The sequence below is a fragment of the Kitasatospora sp. NBC_01266 genome, from assembly GCF_036242395.1.
Lineage (GTDB): Bacteria > Actinomycetota > Actinomycetes > Streptomycetales > Streptomycetaceae > Kitasatospora.
Genome location: NZ_CP108458.1, coordinates 6,075,095 through 6,089,148 on the forward strand (window position 1 = coordinate 6,075,095; position 14,054 = coordinate 6,089,148).

Annotated in this window: 11 protein-coding genes; 5 read left to right on the top strand and 6 right to left on the bottom strand. The window is 72.3% G+C overall.

Annotated elements, in window-relative coordinates; translation table 11 throughout:
• Positions 1-8: 8 nt before the first annotated feature.
• Together OG403_RS26365 and OG403_RS26370 are read right to left on the bottom strand one after the other, a co-directional pair.
• Entirely contained in the window at positions 9-806 is a 798-nt protein-coding gene (locus OG403_RS26365; protein WP_329568510.1) for a phytanoyl-CoA dioxygenase family protein, read from the bottom strand.
• 550 nt (positions 807-1,356) lie between these two features.
• The gene (locus OG403_RS26370) at positions 1,357-2,679 is read right to left on the bottom strand and encodes an MFS transporter (protein ID WP_329568512.1); all 1,323 of its coding nucleotides are present in this window, start codon (positions 2,677-2,679) and stop codon (positions 1,357-1,359) included.
• Positions 2,680-2,995: 316 nt separating this feature from the next.
• Between OG403_RS26370 and OG403_RS26375 the strand changes: the two genes are divergently transcribed.
• Positions 2,996-4,627: a hypothetical protein gene (locus OG403_RS26375; protein WP_329568514.1), complete on the top strand. Its 1,632-nt coding sequence runs from the start codon at positions 2,996-2,998 to the stop codon at positions 4,625-4,627.
• Here the strand turns inward: OG403_RS26375 and OG403_RS26380 are convergent.
• Positions 4,616-5,170 carry an SRPBCC family protein gene (locus OG403_RS26380; protein WP_329568518.1) on the bottom strand — a complete coding sequence of 185 codons (555 nt, stop codon included), beginning with the start codon at positions 5,168-5,170 and terminating at the stop codon, positions 4,616-4,618. The two genes, OG403_RS26375 and OG403_RS26380, sit on opposite strands and share 12 nt — an antisense overlap.
• A gap of 99 nt (positions 5,171-5,269) precedes the next feature.
• The gene (locus tag OG403_RS26385; protein WP_329568520.1) at positions 5,270-5,725 is read right to left on the bottom strand and encodes a VOC family protein; all 456 of its coding nucleotides are present in this window, start codon (positions 5,723-5,725) and stop codon (positions 5,270-5,272) included.
• Between the two features lie 258 nt (positions 5,726-5,983).
• Here OG403_RS26385 and OG403_RS26390 point away from each other — a divergent pair, with 258 nt between their 5' ends.
• On the top strand, positions 5,984-7,150 hold the full coding sequence (locus OG403_RS26390; RefSeq protein WP_329568523.1) for a hypothetical protein: 1,167 nt from the start codon (positions 5,984-5,986) through the stop codon (positions 7,148-7,150).
• A 46-nt stretch (positions 7,151-7,196) separates the two neighbouring features.
• On the opposite strand, the gene OG403_RS26395 is transcribed toward OG403_RS26390, so the two are convergent.
• Positions 7,197-8,792, bottom strand: coding sequence for a PucR family transcriptional regulator (locus OG403_RS26395; RefSeq protein WP_329568525.1), 1,596 nt, complete (start codon positions 8,790-8,792; stop codon positions 7,197-7,199).
• Positions 8,793-8,991: 199 nt separating this feature from the next.
• Here OG403_RS26395 and pruA point away from each other — a divergent pair, with 199 nt between their 5' ends.
• Both pruA and OG403_RS26405 read left to right on the top strand, forming a co-directional pair.
• Positions 8,992-10,620, top strand: coding sequence for an L-glutamate gamma-semialdehyde dehydrogenase (gene pruA / locus OG403_RS26400; RefSeq protein ID WP_329568527.1), 1,629 nt, complete (start codon positions 8,992-8,994; stop codon positions 10,618-10,620).
• 101 nt (positions 10,621-10,721) lie between these two features.
• Positions 10,722-11,651 carry a proline dehydrogenase family protein gene (locus OG403_RS26405; RefSeq protein ID WP_329568529.1) on the top strand — a complete coding sequence of 310 codons (930 nt, stop codon included), beginning with the start codon at positions 10,722-10,724 and terminating at the stop codon, positions 11,649-11,651.
• Positions 11,652-11,733: 82 nt separating this feature from the next.
• On the opposite strand, the gene OG403_RS26410 is transcribed toward OG403_RS26405, so the two are convergent.
• Positions 11,734-12,327 (bottom strand): Uma2 family endonuclease, encoded by a 594-nt coding sequence (locus OG403_RS26410; RefSeq protein WP_442910989.1) that lies wholly within the window; start codon positions 12,325-12,327, stop codon positions 11,734-11,736.
• A gap of 326 nt (positions 12,328-12,653) precedes the next feature.
• On the opposite strand from OG403_RS26410, the gene OG403_RS26415 reads away from it, so the two are divergent.
• Positions 12,654-13,973: an IS630 family transposase gene (locus tag OG403_RS26415; RefSeq protein WP_329561723.1), complete on the top strand. Its 1,320-nt coding sequence runs from the start codon at positions 12,654-12,656 to the stop codon at positions 13,971-13,973.
• Positions 13,974-14,054: the final 81 nt, after the last annotated feature.

A 14,054-nucleotide genomic window follows, 5' to 3' on the forward strand; every position in this document is an offset into this window, starting at 1 on the left:
GATGCCTCTCACGCAGTTCCGATGTACTCGGTGAAGTGCCGCTCCGCGAACAGCTCCGGCCACTGGCCGTGGTCCAGGCGCAGCTCCCGGGCCCGGGCGAGCATCTGCCGCCAGAACGGCTTGACCGGCCGCCAGCGTGCTCCCACCTGGCAGTACGACGCGTCCACGAAGTAGCGCGGGCGCCCCGGCCCGTCCGGCGCGGGCCTGCGGGCGTGGAACAGCGCCGAGTTGAGCAGCACGGTGGAGCCCGCCGGCAGCCGGTCGATGACGACCTCGCCCGGCAGCTCGGCGGTGCCGAGGTGGGCGAGCGCGGTCTTGCCGGCGGGCTCGCGGTGCGAGCCGGGCAGGACCGCGAGGCTGCCGACCGTTTCGTCGAGGCCACCGAGGTAGTGCAGCACGTGGATCATCAGCAGCGACGGATCCGCGCGGTCGTTGGGCTCGTAGTCGTGGTGCCAGGCTTTGCCCGCGACGTCGGGGCCCTGGCGGTCGCTGTGCAGGTGGTGGAAGACGAAGGAGGGGCCCAGCAGCTCCGCGACCACCCGCAGCAGCGGGCGGTGGGTGAGCAGCGCGCCGTGCCCCGGCAGCTCCAGTTCCAGCACCGGGGGCAGGCCGTGGGTGGCCGGGTCGGTGCAGGAGGCTATCGAACGGGTCCGCAGGCCCTCGTCCACCCAGCGGTCCACCTCGGACACCAGCCGGGTCCGCAGCGGCTCCGGCAGGAGACCGGGAAGGACCAGGAATCCCGACTCCGCGAACCGGTCGCGTTGTGCGCTGCCGAGAGCCTGCTGCCCGCCAAGAAAAAGTGACACTGAACGACTCATCTCCTCACGCCGGGGGACGAGGACGCGTCAGCCGTCGCAGACTTCAGGTGATCCGATCATTCCGATCACCGGGGAAGGATGCGGAATGATCACGTCCAGTCGGATTCCGCTCGCTGGAGTCTGTGATATCGGCACCAGGCCTCACAAGACCCAGATCATGAGCGAGGCCATGTTCAGGCCAACTGGTGGTTCGGCCTCGTTCATTCGCCGGGGTGCCGATGCCGTTGCCGGATCCTCCGCTCGCCCCGCTGGTGTGTCCGCAGGCCGCAGGGGTCGGCTCGGGCGGCACCGGTGCGCCCGATTCCCCGTGCATGGCGGGATTGCTGAGCAGTCGCGAAACCGGAGGGACGTGAGGGGTCGGCAGTTCCCGGCCGAGATTCGCGGGCTGGCCCGGACTGCGCACTGCGCAAGGGAATTTCCTGAAACTGCGGAGGAATACTTTTCCCGGCCGGACCCGCCGGAACACGAACTGCCCGGACACCTGGCGGCGTCCGGGCAGTTCGTGTTCCAAGCGCTCGAGGCGCGGTGCGGACGGGCCCTACTCCCGCCGCAGTACCGCCCCCGCGAGCCCCAGGCACGCCGCCGCCGCGATCACCGCGAAGCCGCTGACCGCCGGGAGCAGGCCGTAGTGCTGGGACAGGGCGCCGACGGCGACGATGGGCAGCGAGCTGCCGAGGTAGACGATCACCCACAGGGCGCTCATCTCGCTGGCGCGCCGGGCCGGGTCCATCGCGGCGACCGCCGTGGTGAACAGCGAGCGGAAGGCGATGCCCTGGCAGGCGCCGCCCAGCACGCTGCCGCCGAAGAGCAGGGCCGGCTGGTGGGCGTACTCGGCGGTGACCACCAGCGCGAGGCCGAGGGCCAGGCCGGCCATGCCCAGCGCGATCACCCGGCGGTCGCGGGTGGGCGGGACGAGCAACTGCGCCAGCGCCGAGGAGCCCAGCAGCAGGGCGGCGACCACGGCGCCGACCATCCGGGAGTGGGTGTGCAGCAGGCCGGCCGAGAAAGCGGGGGCCAGGCTCAGGTAGACCCCGAAGACGGCGTACGAGACGAAGCCCGCGCCCGCCGCCAGCAGGAAGGTGCGCCGGCCCTGGGCGGGCAGCGCCAGCCGGCGCGGGCGCAGGTGCACCGGGGTGGTGACCCGCGGCGGCGCGTCCACCGGGCGGCGGGCGCCCGGCATCCGCGGGTGCACCAGGGCGAGCGGCACGCAGAGCACCAGCAGCGCGACGGCGTGCACCAGGAACGGGGTGAGCAGCGGGTGCGCGCCGCCGGCCAGCGAGGCGCCGACCACCGGGCCGAGCGCGACGCCGCCGGCCGAGCAGGCCAGGGTGAGCTTGGCCGCCAGCGTCGGGTGGTCCGGCAGCAGGTCGCCGAGGGCCGCGCCGGCCGCGCCGGTGGCCAGCGCCACCGCGATGCCCTGCACGGCCCGTCCGGCGGCCAGCTGGCCGAAGGAGTTGGCGGTGGCGAAGAGCGCGTCCCCGCTGGCGGCCAGGCAGACGGCGGGCAGGATCAGCGCGCGGCGCCCGAGCAGGTCGGACCAGTGGCCGACCGCGGCCAGCACCGGGACCAGCGCGAAGACGTAGACGGTGAAGAGCAGCGTGGTGTCGAAGGCGGTCAGGCCCAGGCGCTGCTGCAGCAGGGGGTAGACCGGGGTGGCCAGGTTGGCCCCGATCAGGAGCAGGAGCAGGGCGGCGGCGCAGAGGCCGACGCGCACGCCGCGCAGCGCGTTCCAGCGGCTGACTGCGGCCAGCTGGAGCTGGGTCCGTGGTGCGAGCTCCAGGGGGAGCAGGGCCTCCGAGAGCCGGTTGCCGGTGAGCTGCGCGGTGGGCAGGCCGGAACCGGCGGGGGAGAGGTCCGCCATGGCAGGGATCTCCTGTGGCCGGGCGCCACCGCGGGTCGGCGTGGCATGCCGACGCGCCCGTCCGGTGGCGCTGTGGTGGTGGCCGTGGGTGCGGGAGGACCGTGGTGGAGCGGGGTGAGCTGAACAGAACCGGGCATCGTTGCCCGGGCGTGACCGCGCGCGGGGTGTGCACGGGGTCAAATGAAGGATACGGGGTGGTGCGACAAGGGCGTGCACAGGTGGCACGCGCCCCCCGCAGGACGGGCGCCGCCGAGCCAACGGCCGATACGCTGATCACAGTGTGCTGATCCGTACCTTCGCTAGGAGCTCGCGCCTGATGGCCGGACGACGTCGTAAGAACCCTGACCACCCGTCGGTGACCGGGCCGGACGCGCTGCCCGGCAACGAGGGTCTGCTGCCGGCCGACTTCGAGCTCGCCGACCTCTACGGCGCGCACGGATCGGATGCGGAGGAGGACCTGGACGACCTCTCGGTCATGGTCCCGCCGGTGCGGCTGCTGCCCGAGGCGGAGCTGGCGGTGGCGGCGCTGGCCGTGCCGCTGATCGAGCGCGCGGTGCGGCTGGCCAGGTGGAGCGCGCCGACCCGTCCGGTGGACGAGCTGGGCGACCTGCTGGACGAGGACCGCGAGACGGCCGCCCGGTTCCTCGGCCTGGCCCCGGCCGAGGGCGAGGTCTCCGAGGAGGCGGTGCTGGAGGCGATGCGGGTCTGGTCGCTGGCCAGCGACCTGGAGCTGGTGCTGGTCGCCCACGACGAGGCGGGCCACCGCGCGGCGGGCCCGAGCAGCGAGCTGGCCCCGGTGGAGGCCGGCGACCCGGAGGCGGTGCTGGAGCTGTGGCTGGCCGCCGCCGACCTGATCGCCGAGCTTGCGGTGGAGATCGAGCCGCTGGACGCCGAGCCGGACGCCGGCGAGCGGGCCGACGACGAGCGGGCCGAGGAGCTGCTGGCCCAGTACGAGGAGGTCCAGGAGGAGGCCGCCGAGCTGCTGGACGAGGCGCTCCAGGTGCTCTACGAGGCCACCGCGTTCGCCGAGCCGGGCCAGGAGACGGTGCCGCTGGGCGTGCTGGCCGCGCTGCTGGTGGTCCCCGAGGGCGAGGAGCCCGACGAGGAGATGCTCGGCGACATCACCGATGTGATGGTCGCCCTGGACCCGATGCTGGCCGACCTGGCCGAGATCGGGCTGCTGGAGTACCAGCCGATCGACCCCGAGCTCTTCGACGAGGAGGAGGCCGGCGGCGAGCAGGCGGCGGCGCAGGACCCCGAGCGGGTCCTGGACGAGGCCGAGGCCGCCCGGTTCGGCCTGGTCAAGCTGACCCCGCTGGGCCAGTACGGGATCCGCCAGTGGCTGCTGGACGAGGGCTACGAGGCGCCGCTGATCGGCGAGCTGGCCACCGGCGACGCCGCCGAGCTGCTGCAGGGCATCGCCGAGGCTGCCAACGTGCTGCCCGAGCAGGAGATCCGGGTCTGGCTGGCGGACCGCGAGCCGCTCACCGCCGCCCGCGAGCTGCTGGACGCCGCACGCGGTGAGGACCGCACCGCGCCGCTGCGCCGGATGCTCGCCCAGCTGGCGCTGGCCGAGCTGGGAGAGGCGGCCGAACCGGCCGCCCGCGAGGTGCTGGAGGACGCGGAGCTGGGCGGCGGCGCGCGGGCCTGGCTGGTCTCGCGCGGGGCCACCGATGTGCCCGCGCCGAACCGCTCGATGGTGCTGTGGACCACCGTGGACACCTTCGCCGCCCAGCTGCTGGACAGCGAGGGCGACGCGGAGGTGCTGCGCGAGCTGATCTCCGGGATGCCGGTGACCGACAACCCGGCGAGCTTCTTCGGCGAGCTGTGGCGGGTCGAGCACCCCTACACCGCGCAGGTGCTGGAGGCGGTCGGCGAGCTGCACCTGGACCGCCAGGTGGCCAAGGAGGCCCGCAAGGCGGCGTTCAAGGCGCGGTCACGGCAGTAGTCGTCCGTCGCGGTCGCGGGCCGGGGTCGCCGCTGGCGCCCCGGCCGCGCCAGCCGGCCCAGCCGCTCCCGCCGCCCCGGCGGCTTCGGCGGCCAGGTGGCGGCGCAGGCCGCGTTGGCCCGCGCGCATCATCAGCGCGTGGTTGGCCAGGAAGAACGGCCGCCCGGGCAGCGCGAGGAGCCGCATCAGCGCGCTGCCGCCCCGCACCTCCTCCTCGAAGGCGGCCAGGCAGGCCCCCGGGCCGTCCGGCGTGACGGTCCACCGGGACCAGCCGACCAGGTCCCCGGCCAGCTCGGCCTCCAGCACCCCGCCCTGCCCGCCGGGCGCCGGCTGCTGCCGGCGCTCCCTGGCGGTCAGCACCAGCGTGTACGGCAGCACCGAGCGGATCCGCAGCCGCCCGCTGTCCGGGTCCAGCGGCTGGACCTCGCGCACCTGCGGCCACCAGCACGGATAGCGCGGGACGTCGCGCAGCGCCCGGTAGACCGCGTCGGGCGGCGCGGGCAGTCGCCAACGGCTGGTCAGGCGGTAGTGGTTGGACTCCATGCCGGTGCCATCCCCGCTGCCGTGCCGGTTCTCACCTCGGTCGGCAGGTCGGTTGTCACCTCGGTCGGCAGGCCCGTCGGCGCGGCGGGTCGGGCGCCGTCACGGCAGCTCGAGCTGCCCGGTCTCGGTGAACGTGAAGGACGGGTTGTGCGCCAGCTCCCACAAGTGGCCGTCCGGGTCCTCGAAGTAGCCGCCGTAGCCGCCCCAGGAGGTGGGCTTCGGCGGCTTGACCACCGAGGCGCCGGCCGCCACCGCGACCTCCATCGCCGCGTCCACCGCCTGCGGCGACTCCAGGTTGACCGCCAGCGTCACGCCCCGGAAGGCCGGTTCGCCGCCCGGGGGAATGCCCGCGTCGGCGGCCAACTCCTCGGCCGGGAAGAGGCCGAGCACCGAGTCGGCGGTGCGGAACCAGGAGATCTGCGGATTGGAGGCGGTGGACCGCTGCCAGCCCAGCGCCGTGTAGAACTCGACGCTGCGGTCCAGGTCGCTCACGCCGAGGGTGATGATGCTGATCCGGGCGGGCACTGGCCGCGCGTCCGCGTTACTGGTCGTCATGCGGCCCAGCGTAGGCAGTGGCACCGACAACATAGGGCCCGATCGGCGCGTGGCGGGCCCGGAGCGGGTATCTGCCAACCGTACGAGGGAAGCTGATGGCCCAGTGGGTCGTGCGCACGTATCGTGGGCGAACGCGGCCGGCCGGGCGGGCGACCCCGCCCGCGGCCGGCCGCGGACCGAACGACGGCGAACCCCGGGGGTGCGGCGAAGGTGACCATCAGCAGCGGAAGCTGGGCCGCGGAACCGGGTGACACAGCCATGCCACTGCAGGCCGTGGCGGGCCCCGGACCGGGTGAGTGCCTGGCGGACGAGGAGTACTACGCGCAGCAGGAGCACCATGTCCGGCAGGTCTTCGCGGAGTTGGACTTCCCGGTCTACGGCGTGGACCGGGCCGGGCACGGCGCCCGCGGCATCGCCCCCGCGCCCGGCGCGCACACCGACAGCGACGCGATGAGCGGCTACGAGACGCAGAACGGCGAGATCACCTGGATCGAGCTGCGCTCCGGCGACTGGACCTCGCTGGAGGGCCCGTACCTCACTGTGCGCACCTACCAGCCCGGGGTGGAGCGTTACGCCCCGCTGCCCGAGCTGGAGGAGCTGGTCGAGCGCGAGCGCGACCGGATCTACGAGCAGCTCGGCATCGACGAGGGCGACTGCCCCGGGCGGGTGCGCGCGCTGCGTGAGTGGATCAGCGTGGCGGGTGAGCCGGTGGCCGTGCAGATCCATGAGGAGAGCGGGGCCGGCAACGGCCCGGCCGCCCGGGCCCGCACGGTCTGGGCCGCCCGGCTGCTGGTCTACGGCTCGGTGGTGCTGATCTGCGGCCGCGGCATCGCGCCCGCCGACATCGAGCTGGACCAGCTGGCGGAGCCCGACCACGAGCGCTTCACGGTCGGCCGCACCGAGTTGCTGCGCGGCGTGGCCGCGCGCCGCCGCCGGCGCCTGGCCCAGCTCCAGCGCAGCCACCTGGCGCTCAGCGGCCTGGACCCGCACCGGGCGCTGCTGGAGTTCAGCGTCGAGCGCGCGCTGGCCCACCGGGCGCACCGGCTCGCCCGGGGCCGCACCCGGATGCCGCGCCGGCTGCGGGTCGCCGAGCCGCCCGAGCTGTGGGAGGCCGCGGTCCGCCAGCAGATGCACTTCGCCTCCGAGAGCCGCCCGGAGGCCTGCGCGGCGATCGGCTCGATGGTCGGTCACCTGCTGCTGCTCGCCGAGCGGACCGACTGGCTGGTGGGCAGCGCGCAGGGGCGGGCCGCGCTGGAGGAGGTGATCCGCTACGCCGCCTTCGCCAGCCAGGTGCCGAGCCTGCCCGCGCAGCGGGCCTGGGAGGAGTTGAGCCGGCAGCGGACGGCCGGCGCCGAGGGGCTGGAGGTCGCCGAGCAGGCCTGGCTGGCGGCCTGGGAGCAGTGGCGCCGGGAGCGGAACCGCTGACCGGGCCGGCCCGGCTTGGTTGACGCCCCGTCACGTCCGGTGTTTCTCAGTGCTCCTGGTCGGACGGCAGCCGCAGCTGGAGCATTGCCAGCAGCCGCTGCTGCGGCTGGGCCAGGTCGATCCCGGTCAGCTGCTCGGCCCGGCGCACCCGGTAGCGCAGCGTGTTGGGGTGGATGTGCAGCGCCTGCGCCGCCACCCGCACCTCGCCCAGCGCGTCCAGCCAGGCCAGCACCGACTCGGCCAGCCGGGTGCCGTGCCGCGCGTCGTACTCGGTGAGCGCCACCAGCCGCGGATCGCGCAGCGCGGGCCGCTCCTGGAGCAGCGCGAGCACCTCGCTGAGCAGCACCTCCGCCTGCACGTCGATCAGCGCGGCCACCTCGGGCACCACGCCGCCGCGCCCCATCGCGTCCAGGATCCGGTCCGCCTGCGCGCGGGAGGCGGGCACCGCCGCCAGGCCGTGCTCGGTGCTGCCGATCGCGGCCCGCAGCGAGATGCCCAGGTGGTCGCGGGCCGCGTCCACCACCTCCTGGGCCCAGTCCCGCACGGTGGTCATCGGCAGGTTGACCGGCAGTTCGGGCAGCAGCACATAGACCCGGCTGTCGATCGGGGCGAGCAGCGCGCTGCGGTGCCGGGCGGCGGTGTGCACCGAGATCAGGCCGGTCACCTCGGTGCGGCTCAGGTCGGCGCCGACCGCCGCGTAGGCGAGCACGGTGGCCGGGCGGTGCTGGTGCAGGCCCAGGTGGGTGGCCAGCGACTGCGGGCCGGTGCTGCCCTCGAGCAGGCCGGTGAGCAGGGTCTGGGTCAGCCGGACGTCCGCCGACAGCTCGCGCCGCCGGCGCACCAGTTGGGCCGCCGCCACCCGGGCCGCGCCGACCAGGGCCTGCTCGGCCTGCGGGGCCAGCGGCTGCGAGCCCTCCTGCACCCAGATGGTGCCCAGCGGCTGGGCGCCGGCCCGGATCCCGATCGCCAGCCGGCGGCGCAGGCCCAGCTCGGGGTGCGGTTCGACCGCGATCACGCTGTCCGAGCTGCGCAGGTGCTGGAAGATGCCCCACTCGCGGAGCTTGGACAGGTACGGCTCGGGTCCCTGCCAGCCCAGGATGGACAGCCGCCGCAGGTCGTCCACCTCGTCGGAGTCGGCCGAGCGGGAGTAGGCCAGCACCCGGCTGGAGGTGTCCTCGATGGAGACGATGCCGCCGGTCAGCACGGCGGTGGTCTGGGCCAGCGAGAAGAGGTCCCCGGCGTTGTGATCGGCCGTCTCGGGGGTGTCCGGGCCGTTGATCACCGCGCGGGCCAGCGCGTCCAGGTGCTCCCAGCGGGTCTCGCTGCGCACCGAGAGCAGCGCCACGCCCGCCTCGGTGGCCGCCTCGCGCAGCGCGTCGGCCTGCCCCGGCGCGTCCAGCTTGACGGCGACGGCGGCGGCCCTGGCCCGGCCGGCGGCGCGCAGCGCGGGCAGCGCGGCCCGGCCGCGGGCGCCGATGGCGAGGACCAGTTCACCGGGGTTGGCGGTGGCCGGGTCCTCGGGGTCCAGGATCGCCACCTCGCGCACCGGCACGTCCAGACCGGCGGGCGCGGCCTGGAGTTCGACCAGCGGCTCGCCCAGCGACATCAGCAGTTGGCGGAGCGGGAGGCCGGGGGCGGTCATCGGGGGCCTCCTCAGGGTGCGCAGTGGGGCAGGTGGTGCGTCGTACTACGGGATGTTCATCCACTCGGACAATGCCGTACGGATGACTTTAGCCGCCTGGCCAACCATGCGGGCCGGGACCGAGCCTTAACGTTCCTTCATGGCCCGCGTGTGACCCCCGCACTGGCCACCCCCACGACTCGAAGGAGAGCGCGCGCTCATGGATGCTGTGACCCAGGTCCCCGCGCCGGTGAACGAGCCGGTCCACAGCTACGCCCCCGGCAGCCCGGAACGGGCTCGCCTGGAGGCGAAGCTGAAGGAGCTGGGGGGCCAGGAGCCCGTCCAGCTGACCATGACGATCAACGGTGAGCGCCGGATGGGCGCGGGCACCGAGATCCACGTCGTCCAGCCGCACAACCACGCGGCTCGGCTCGGTACCCTGCGCAACGCCACCCAGGCCGACGCGCAGGACGCCATTGACGCTGCGCTGGCGGCCGCTCCCGCCTGGCAGGCGCTCTCCTTCGACTCGCGGGCGGCGATCTTCCTCAAGGCCGCCGACCTGCTGGCCGGCCCCTGGCGCGAGACGCTGGCCGCCGCCACGATGCTCGGCCAGTCCAAGACCGCCCAGCAGGCCGAGATCGACTCCTCCTGCGAGCTGATCGACTTCCTGCGCTTCAACGTGCACTTCGCCCGGCAGATCATCGCCGAGCAGCCGGTCTCCTCGGACGGCGTGTGGAACCGCAGCGACCACCGCCCGCTGGAGGGCTTCGTCTACGCGATCACCCCGTTCAACTTCACCGCCATCGCGGGCAACCTGCCCACCGCCCCGGCGCTGATGGGCAACGTGGTGCTCTGGAAGCCGTCCCCCACCCAGCAGTTCTCCGCGCACCTGCTGATGGAGCTGCTGGAGGAGGCGGGCCTGCCCAAGGGCGTCATCAACATGGTGACCGGCGATGGCCTGGCCGTCTCCGAGGTCGCGCTGAAGCACCCCGCGCTGGCCGCCATCCACTTCACCGGCTCCACCGCGACCTTCCAGCACCTGTGGCGCGAGGTCGGCAACAACATCGCCGGCTACCGCACCTACCCGCGGATCGTCGGCGAGACCGGCGGCAAGGACTTCCTGGTCGCCCACCCGTCGGCCGACCCCAAGGTGCTGAAGACCGCGATGACCCGCGGCGCCTTCGAGTTCCAGGGCCAGAAGTGCTCGGCGCTCTCCCGCGCCTACGTCCCCGCCTCGCTCTGGGCGGGCCTGAAGGACGAGTTCCGGGCCGAGGTCGAGGGTCTGACCATGGGCGACGTCACCGACCTGGCGAACTTCATGAGCGCCGTGATCGACGACCGCTCGTTCGCCAAGAACAAGGCCGCCATCGACCGCGCCCAGGCCGACCCCTCGGTCGAGGTGCTGGCCGGCGGCAGCTACGACGACTCGGTGGGCTACTTCGTCCGCCCGACCGTGCTGGTCTGCACCGACCCGGCGAGCGAGTACTTCCGCGACGAGTACTTCGGCCCGATCCTGGCCGTGTACGTGTACGAGGATGAGAAGTACGACGAGATGCTCGCGCAGATGGAGTCGGTCTCGCCCTACGGCCTGACCGGTGCGATCATCGCCCAGGACCGCGCCGCCGCCCAGGACGCGATGCACAAGCTGCGCTTCGCGGCCGGCAACTTCTACATCAACGACAAGCCGACCGGCGCGGTCGTCGGCCAGCAGCCCTTCGGTGGCGGCCGGGCCTCCGGGACCAACGACAAGGCCGGCGCCAAGCAGAACCTGGCGCGCTGGACCTCGACCCGGTCGATCAAGGAGACGTTCGTCCCGCCGACGGACTACCGCTACCCGCACATGGGCTGACCAGGTCCACTCTCCCGGGGCGGCGGCCCACCCTCAGCCGCCGCCCCACCCTTTTTCGCTCCCCCGTCTCGTCCCCCACACCCTGTGATCCAGGAGTACCGATGCTCCGTTCCGCCCTCCTCGCCGCCTCCCGCTCGCCGCAGGTGCGCACCCTCGTGGAGAAGTTCCCGCCGACCCACGCGATAGTCGAGCGCTTCGTCGCCGGCGAGCTGCTCGACCAGGGCATCACCGCCACCGACGAGCTGGTCGCCACCGGTCGCAAGGTCACCCTCGACCACCTCGGCGAGGACACCAAGGACGCCACCCAGGCCGCCGGCACCGCCGAGGCCTACGAGCTGCTGCTGGCCGCCCTCAAGGAGACCGGCCTCGCGGCCAACGCCGAGGTCTCGGTCAAGCTCTCCGCGGTCGGCCAGTTCCTCCCGGTGGACGGCGAGAAGATCGCGCTGGAGAACGCCCGCCGGATCTGCGAGGCGGCCGCCGCCGCGGGCACCACGGTCACCCTGGACATGGAGGACCACACCACCACGGACTCGACGCTGGGCATCGCCCGCGAGCTGCGCGCCGACTTCCCGTGGCTGGGCGTCGTGCTGCAGGCCTACCTGCGCCGCACCGAGGAGGACTGCAAGGAGTTCGCGGCCGCCGGTTCCCGGGTCCGCCTCTGCAAGGGCGCCTACAAGGAGCCGGAGTCGGTCGCCTTCCAGGGCAAGCACGACGTCGACCTGGCCTACGTCCGCGCGCTCAAGGTCCTGATGGCGGGCGAGGGTTACCCGATGATCGCCTCGCACGACCCCAACATGATCAAGATCGCCGGCCAGCTCGCCGAGTGGAACGGCCGCACCCGCGACAGCTTCGAGTACCAGATGCTCTACGGCATCCGCCCCGAGGAGCAGCTGCGCCTGGCCGAGGCCGGCAACACCATGCGGGTCTACCTGCCCTACGGCCAGGAGTGGTACGGCTACTTCATGCGCCGCCTGGCCGAGCGCCCGGCCAACCTGACCTTCTTCCTGCGCGCGATGGCGACGCGCGGCTGAGTGGTCGCCGCGTTTTACGGCGTTTTACGGCTGAGGCCCGCATCCCGGTGATTTCGGGTGCGGGCCTTCGTGCTCGGCCGGGCTAGAGGAACGGGGCGGTGTCCAGCTCGAAGTCGAAGGGGGCGGGGAGCGGGAGCGGTTTGCCGAAGGGGGCGAGGTGGGAGGCGGTGTACTCCTCGCCCTCGGGGGCGCTGAAGACGGTCGCCTTGGACTCCTCGCGGTCGATGAGGAGGTAGAGCGGGATGCCGCCGCGGGCGTAGCAGTGGCGCTTGGCGATCCGGTCCTGGACGGGCTTGCCGGACGTCACCTCGACCACCATGGCCACGCCGTCGGGGGGCATCCAGGGCGGTGCGCCCAGGAAGAGCCGACGATCCTCGGGCGCGAAGGTGAGGTCCGGGATGGCGTGGTTCTTGGGGCAGCGCCCGCCACGGGTGAGGAGCAGGCCCTTGTGGCCGGAGACGTCCATCTCCACGGCCGAGTTCTTGATGATCTGGCGGACCACCTTGCTCAGGTAGTGCTCGTGCTCCCCGTCGGTCGGTGGTGACACGCTGATCTCTCCCTCGATGAGCTCGGCTCGGAAGCCCTCGGGGGTGGCCAGGCTGAGGAAGTCCTCCAGCAGGATCTCCTCCTGCGTCGGTGTCGCCTCGACCGGATGCTCATGCGTCATGGCACTCATGATGCCCCCTTCTGCGGATGATCCGGAGGCTGTTCGGGCCGGTCGGCGAGCGAGGTGGCAATGGCGCTGCATTCACCCCAACGGGCCAACTAGTGCCGCGTCAGGCAACCTTCGCCCCGTCGCGACGCCCGGCACGCACTCTCGCCGCACCGGCCGAAAGCCCAAGTACGTCCAGTACGAGGTCTTCCGGCCGGCACGCCGATAGCACGCACCGGACGCCGCTCCTTGACGGGCAAAAGTTGCCTGACGCGGCACTAGTGTGATGCGCCGCAAATCACGAGGTAAGTTGATACCCTTTTAGAGTGGCGCATCCTGGACCTTCTGCCGTGGCGATCACGCTGTCTGGTGACGAGCGTGCCGAGTTGGTGCGTCGGGCCGGGTCGTGGGACCGGAGAGCGGCCGAGCGGGCCCGGATCATTCTGGCGTGCGCTGACGGTAAGTCGAATGCCGCTGCCGCGGAGCAAGTTGGCGTCCAGGCAAAGACGGTGTCCAAGTGGCGGCGCAAGTTCGCGGCCGAGGGGCTGGCCGGCTTGCAGGATGCGGGCCGTATCGGTCGACCGAAGGCCGACCTGGTCCTGAGTGAGGCCGAGCGGGACCAGTTGGTGCGCTGGGCGAGACGGGCGAAGACCGCGCAGTTTCTCGCGCTGCGGGCCAGGATCGTGCTGCGCTGCGCGGAGGGCGGGACGAACCGGCAGGCGGCGATGGACCTGGGCGTCGACGATTCGACTGTGGAGCGCTGGCGGGCCCGGTTCATCGACAAGCGGCTGGACGGCTTGCAGGATGAGCCGCGTCCAGGCAGGCCGCCCTCGATCCTGCTCGATCAGGTCGAAGACGTCATCGTCGCCACTCTGGAGTCCGCCCCGGGTCAGGACACGCACTGGTCGCGGGCCTCGATGGCCACCCGCACGGGGCTGTCGAAGTCGACCATCGGGCGGATCTGGAAGAGGTTCGACCTCAAGCCCCACCTTCAGGACAGCTTCAAGCTCTCCACCGACCCGCAGTTCGTGGACAAGGTGGTGGACGTCGTCGGGCTCTACCACAACCCGCCCGAGAAGGCCGTCGTACTCTGCGTCGACGAGAAGTCCCAGATCCAGGCGCTGGACCGGTCCCAGCCAGTGCTGCCGATGATGCCAGGCATGCCCGAACGCCGCACCCACGACTACCTGCGGCACGGCATCACCAGCCTGTTCGCGGCCTTCAACATCGCCGACGGAACCGTCATCAGCGAACTCCACCGCCGCCACCGGGCCCTGGAGTTCAAGAAATTCCTGATCACCATAGACAAGGCCGTCCCCGCCCAGCTCGACGTGCACTTGGTGTGTGACAACTACAGCACTCACAACACCGCCGAGATCAGAACCTGGCTCAGCCGGCACCCACGCTTCCACGTCCACTTCACCCCAACCGGCTCATCCTGGATCAACCAAGTCGAGCGCTGGTTCGGCCTGTTGACCGACAAGCTCATCCGCCGCGGCGTCCACACCTCCGTCAAAGCCCTCGAAGACGACATCAAGGCCTGGATCGACACCTGGAACCAGGATCCGAGACCGTTCACCTGGACCAAGACCGCCGATGAAATCCTCAAGTCCCTCGCCGACTACCTCGCCAAGATCAACCCTCCTCGCCAGCAACCATCACAGCAATAGTTACCCTCGTGATTTGCGGCGCATCACACTAGTGTGATGCGCCGCAAATCACGAGGTAAGTTGATACCCTTTTAGAGTGGC

Coding starts and splice junctions, on each gene's coding strand:
- OG403_RS26395 (WP_329568525.1), bottom strand. CDS start 8,792: ATGACCGCCCCCGGCCTCCCGCTCCGCCAACTGCTGATGTCGCTGGGC.
- OG403_RS26385 (WP_329568520.1), bottom strand. CDS start 5,725: ATGACGACCAGTAACGCGGACGCGCGGCCAGTGCCCGCCCGGATCAGC.
- pruA (WP_329568527.1), top strand. CDS start 8,992: ATGGATGCTGTGACCCAGGTCCCCGCGCCGGTGAACGAGCCGGTCCAC.
- OG403_RS26410 (WP_442910989.1), bottom strand. CDS start 12,327: ATGAGTGCCATGACGCATGAGCATCCGGTCGAGGCGACACCGACGCAG.
- OG403_RS26375 (WP_329568514.1), top strand. CDS start 2,996: ATGGCCGGACGACGTCGTAAGAACCCTGACCACCCGTCGGTGACCGGG.
- OG403_RS26405 (WP_329568529.1), top strand. CDS start 10,722: ATGCTCCGTTCCGCCCTCCTCGCCGCCTCCCGCTCGCCGCAGGTGCGC.
- OG403_RS26380 (WP_329568518.1), bottom strand. CDS start 5,170: ATGGAGTCCAACCACTACCGCCTGACCAGCCGTTGGCGACTGCCCGCG.
- OG403_RS26370 (WP_329568512.1), bottom strand. CDS start 2,679: ATGGCGGACCTCTCCCCCGCCGGTTCCGGCCTGCCCACCGCGCAGCTC.
- OG403_RS26390 (WP_329568523.1), top strand. CDS start 5,984: ATGCCACTGCAGGCCGTGGCGGGCCCCGGACCGGGTGAGTGCCTGGCG.